The following is a 5,102-nucleotide window of genomic DNA, read 5'->3' as shown; positions in this document are numbered from 1 at the left end:
GAACGTTGATGCCGCACCGACAGGCGCACATGTAGCAGGTGGTCTTGCGAACCTCGTCCGAGACCTTTGGCGATGTGTCGATAACTGGCTGTTGATGGGTCATAGGCGGGTCCTGTCGGTTGATCCAGGCGCGGTTCTGGCAGATCCGCCCAGATGGAAGAAACCGCGGCCTTAGCCGCAGGCGTCGATTATTGCGCTCCTCGCGCTTGAAGGACGGTAACGGCGATGATCTGTGTCACATCATCGGCGCTGCAGCCGCGCGAGAGATCGTTGGCGGGCTTGGCCAGGCCTTGCAAAACGGGACCAATCGCAAGATATCCTCCCAATCGTTGGGTCATCTTGTAGCCAATATTTCCTGCGTCCAGATTGGGGAATATCTTAACGTTTGCGAGGCCTGCGACGGACGATCCAGGTGACTTTCGCTCACCGACCGAAGGCACAAAGGCAGCGTCAAACTGCAACTCACCGTCTACCTGCAGCTCAGGATGTGCAGCGCGCAGGAGATTGGTGGCGTTGATTACTTTATCAACCTTGGGATGTTTCGCACTGCCTTTGGTCGAAAAGCTCAACATTGCGACCTTAGGTTCTTCTTGCAATAGCGCGCGGGCGGATTCAGCCGAGGCGGCTGCGATCTTCGCCAACTCTTCGGCTGAAGGGTCGATAACTAGGCCACAATCCGAATACAGCATCGCGCGGGCACCATCGGAGGCGCCATCAGGTGGGTACATCAGGAAAAAACTTGAGACCATGCCAGCATCCGGAGCCATTCCGATGACCTGAATTGCGGTTCGCACTACATCGCCAGTGGTATGAACAGCCCCACCGACTGTGCCTATGGCCCGACCGCTTCGAACCAACATCGCCGCGTAAACCAAAGGTGTCTCAACTGCCCTGCGCGCAGCGGCTTCATCTACACCTTTGTGCTTACGAAGCGCGTGGTATTCGCGGGCAAACTCTGCCGTCAATTCAGATGTTAAAGGGTCATGGATGGATACCCCTTCGCCTAATTCGGCCCAACCTGACTTTAACTCGGCTTCTACCTCAGCCTGTGGGCCGATCAGAATGATATCTGCCAATCCTGCGGCATGGGCGGCGAGCGCCCCCTTCACAATGCGAGGGTCGCTGCCTTCGCTCAGAGCGATAACAGGGCGGGTTGCCGGGGCGCTTTCACGCAACAGTTCTATCGGTGTCTTTGTCATGCGTCCCGGATCCCTGTCATGTCACTTAAACTTGGCTGTCAGCCATATCCGCGGCGTCGACGCCTGCCACGCGGACAGGCTTCTTCATCGCGTCACGGCGGAACGGATCGCCCAGCTCCTGGTTGATCAGCGCCTCGATCAGGGTGGTGATGCCGTTCTTCTGGTCAATGATCGCCTGGTTCAGTGCCGCGGTCAGTTCTTCCTGAGTGCGTGCAACCACACCCTTGAGACCACAAGCATTGGCAATCGCCGCATAAGACACACCCTGATCCAGCTCAGTGCCAACGAAGTTGTCATCGAACCACAGGGTCGAGTTGCGCTTTTCCGCACCCCACTGGTAATTGCGGAATACGATCTGGGTGATCGCAGGCCATTCCTCGCGACCAATGGCGGTCAGTTCGTTGACCGAGATGCCAAATGCGCCGTCACCGGCAAAACCCACAACCGGCACATCCGGGCAACCGATCTTGGCGCCGATGATGGCGGGCAGGCCATAGCCACAGGGGCCGAACAGGCCGGGGGCTAGGTATTTGCGACCTTCGTCGAAAGATGGGTAGGCATTGCCGATGGCACAGTTGTTGCCAATATCGGACGAGATGATTGCTTCGCGCGGCAGTGCCTGCTGGATCGCACGCCATGCCATGCGCGGGCTCATCCAGTCCGGCTTGGCGGCACGGGCACGCTCATTCCAGGTGGTCCCCGGGTCGTCATTTTCGTGTGTCAGAGAGCTCAATTCCTGCGCCCAAGCGGATTTGGTTTGGGCGATCTTTGCCTTCCGCGCATCCCGGCCCGCATCACCAGCGTCATCCGCCAGTTGGCCCAGAATGCCGTTCGCCACCAACGCCGCGTCACCCACGATTCCAACTGAGACGTCCTTGGTCAGGCCAATGCGATCAGGGTTGATGTCAACTTGGATGATTTTCGCATCCGTCGGCCAGTAGTCGATGCCATAGCCCGGCAAGGTCGAGAATGGGTTCAAACGGGTGCCCAGACACAGGACAACGTCGGCCTGGCTGATCAGCTCCATCCCTGCTTTCGAGCCGTTATAGCCCAGAGGGCCGGCAAACAGCGGGTGGTTGCCCGGGAAGGCGTCATTGTGCTGATAGCCAACGCAAACCGGGGCGTCCAGACGCTCGGCCAGAGCCTGAGACGCGGCGATGCCGCCCTTGGACAATACCACTCCGGCACCATTCAGGATCACCGGACGTTCGGCTTTCGATAGCAGCGCGGCTGCATCTTCGACGGCTTGTGTGCCGCCCGATGGACGTTCGAAGTTGACGATCTTGGGCAGTTCGATGTCGACAACCTGGGTCCACATGTCCCGCGGGATGTTCATCTGCGCGGGGGCGGATGCGCGCTTGGCTTGCATGATCACGCGGTTCAGAACCTCGGCCACACGGGTTGGGTCACGCAATTCTTCCTGATAGGCAACGCAGTCCGCGAACATGCGCATCTGCTCCATCTCCTGAAATCCGCCCTGACCGATGGTCTTGTTCGCAGCCTGTGGTGTGATCAAGAGCAGCGGAGTGTGGTTCCAGTAGGCCGTTTTCACGGCAGTGACAAAGTTGGTGATGCCGGGGCCATTCTGCGCAATCATGATCGACATCTCGCCCGTTGCACGCGTATAACCGTCCGCGATCATGCCGCCGGTACACTCATGCGCGCAGTCCCAGAATGTAATGCCGGCCGCAGGAAAAATATCCGAAATCGGCATCATCGCCGATCCGATGATCCCAAACGCATGCTTGATACCGTGCATTTGCAGCGTTTTGACAAAGGCCTCTTCAGTTGTCATTTTCATTGGTCTGTCTCCTCAGCAGGGGAAAATGGGGAATTGGGTTAAACAGTTCCGCGACGATCCTCGAGGATCAGGTCGCTACATTTTTCGCCGATCATGATGGCCGGGGCATTGGTGTTGCCGCTGACAATGTCTGGCATAATCGACGCATCCGCGACCCGTAGGCCACGTATGCCGCGCACGCGCAGGCGTGGATCGACCACTGCCCGATCATCGACACCCATCTTGCAGGTTGATGTCGGGTGATAGATCGTCTGTGCCATGTTTCGCGCAGCCTCAAGATGGTCCTCATCGGTTATGACCTCGCCTTTGGGCACGTGCTCTCGCACAACGAAGGGTGAGAGTGCGTCGGTCTTTGTCATGGCACGGGCAAACTTGACCGCGCGGATTGCGCAAAGCTGATCGCCGGTGGTCGACAGATAGTTTGGAACGATCTTGGGATAGACATGCGCATCAGGTGAGCTGATGTGGATATGCCCCCTGCTTTCCGGCCGCAATTGACAGACGGAAGAGGTGAAGCCCGAGAACGGGTGCATCTCGATCCCCGGTTTGTCAGCTGACAGCGGCTGGAAATGGAACTGGATGTCGGGGGTTTCCAGACCCTTCATCGACTTTGCAAAAATCGCCACCTGAGAAGCGCCAAGGCTCATAGGTCCAGTTCGACGCAGGGCGTATTCGATACCAATCCCGGCGCGGTGGAAGATGTTATTGATTGCGTCGTTCAGGGTGGGCACATTAACTTCGTAGACCAGCCGGATCTGCAGGTGATCCTGCAGATGTTCGCCCACACCGGGAAGTGCGTGACGTACTTCGACCCCAGCCGCGCGCAGGACATCCGGATTGCCGATGCCCGACACTTCAAGCAGTTGTGGGGACCCGATGGCTCCGGTGGACAGGATCACTTCGCCACCCGGTTTTAGGATCGCCTTCTGTGCTTGGCCCTTGCGATCATAGGCTACGCCGGTGACCTGGTTGGGGGCGTCCGATGCGAAGACAAGACCTGTCGTGTGGGCATGGGTGATGATTTCAAGGTTCTGGCGCTTGCCCTTGATCGGGGTCAGGAACGCCTTGGCCGAAGAACAGCGAAACCCTTTGCGCGCGGTCTGGTGAAAATAGCCTGCGCCTTCCTGTTGCTCACCATTGTAGTCATCGGTCCGGGGCACGCCCATTTCAACGGCGGCCTCGATGAACGCTTCTGAGATGGGGGATTTGGCCCGGATCAGCGAGACGGCCAGCTCCCCATCTTTCCCATGAATTTCCGGGTCCGCGTCTTCGTGACATTCGGACCGCTTGAACAGCGGCAGCACGTCGTCCCAGGACCAGCCGGTATTGCCCAGTTGCGCCCAGCGGTCATAGTCTTCCTTCTGACCGCGGACGTAAAGCAGCCCGTTGATCGACGAGGATCCGCCGAGTGTTTTGCCGCGTGGCCAATCGATTGCGCGGCCGTTCAAGCCGGGATCGGGTTCGGCCTTGTAGCACCAGTCGGTATTGGGGTTGTGCAAGGTTTTGAAATACCCGACCGGGATGTGAATCCACGGGTTGATATCCTTGCCGCCAGCTTCCAGTAAAAGAACCCTGATTTTCGGGTCTGCGGACAACCGATTGGCGATGACACACCCCGCAGAGCCTGCCCCAACTATTATGTAGTCGAATGTCATTTCTACACCAAATAAGTCTGGATTACGCCCTATGTGACAGATTCAATTGTGTCCCAACCCTCGCTGAGATGGCTTGAGGTCCATGAATTGAATTCGATGGGGGAGGCGCCGTGACCAGTTGTGAAACATCGGTCGATGCATGGCCCATCGGTTTGCATTTAGAGCAAAACCTTGGGTCTGAGTACGTCTCCGAAGGATATTGCCAATCAACCAGGTCCTCATGAGTCGATTGGGGGTCTGGAATGCGTTGGCAAGTGTTCAACTGACCAAATGCTCGATGTTGGTCAACGGTAAAAGCCACTTCCATGATTGTCTCCTCCCAAGGTCGTTGAAAAAAGGTCTATACAAGTTACAACAAATATACTAGCGTTTTTTGATACAAAACGTCTCAATAATTGCGATCAGGGAGGTAAGCAATGGAGATCGGCAAGAAACTAAGTGGTATTT

3 protein-coding genes are annotated in these 5,102 nt (G+C 57.1%); all 3 read right to left on the bottom strand.

Features of this window, described 5'->3' with window-relative positions:
• Positions 1-188 precede the first annotated feature (188 nt).
• From pta to ACR0K1_RS25260, 3 genes are read right to left on the bottom strand one after another with little or no spacing between them, the layout of a single operon-like run.
• Entirely contained in the window at positions 189-1,199 is a 1,011-nt protein-coding gene (gene pta, locus ACR0K1_RS25270) for a phosphate acetyltransferase (RefSeq protein WP_480852275.1), read from the bottom strand.
• Between the two features lie 25 nt (positions 1,200-1,224).
• Positions 1,225-3,000 (bottom strand): sulfoacetaldehyde acetyltransferase, encoded by a 1,776-nt coding sequence (gene xsc / locus ACR0K1_RS25265; RefSeq protein ID WP_480852274.1) that lies wholly within the window; start codon positions 2,998-3,000, stop codon positions 1,225-1,227.
• A gap of 38 nt (positions 3,001-3,038) precedes the next feature.
• The gene (locus tag ACR0K1_RS25260; protein WP_480852273.1) at positions 3,039-4,655 is read right to left on the bottom strand and encodes a GMC family oxidoreductase; all 1,617 of its coding nucleotides are present in this window, start codon (positions 4,653-4,655) and stop codon (positions 3,039-3,041) included.
• Between the last annotated feature and the right edge of the window lie 447 nt (positions 4,656-5,102).

This window comes from Ruegeria sp. F5, from assembly GCF_056533845.1.
This window is presented reverse-complemented; position numbering and strand designations above follow the sequence as displayed.

Excerpts from the sequence above, each read along its gene's own strand:
- pta (WP_480852275.1), bottom strand. The coding sequence starts at position 1,199 with ATGACAAAGACACCGATAGAACTGTTGCGTGAAAGCGCCCCGGCAACC.
- xsc (WP_480852274.1), bottom strand. The coding sequence starts at position 3,000 with ATGAAAATGACAACTGAAGAGGCCTTTGTCAAAACGCTGCAAATGCAC.
- ACR0K1_RS25260 (WP_480852273.1), bottom strand. The coding sequence starts at position 4,655 with ATGACATTCGACTACATAATAGTTGGGGCAGGCTCTGCGGGGTGTGTC.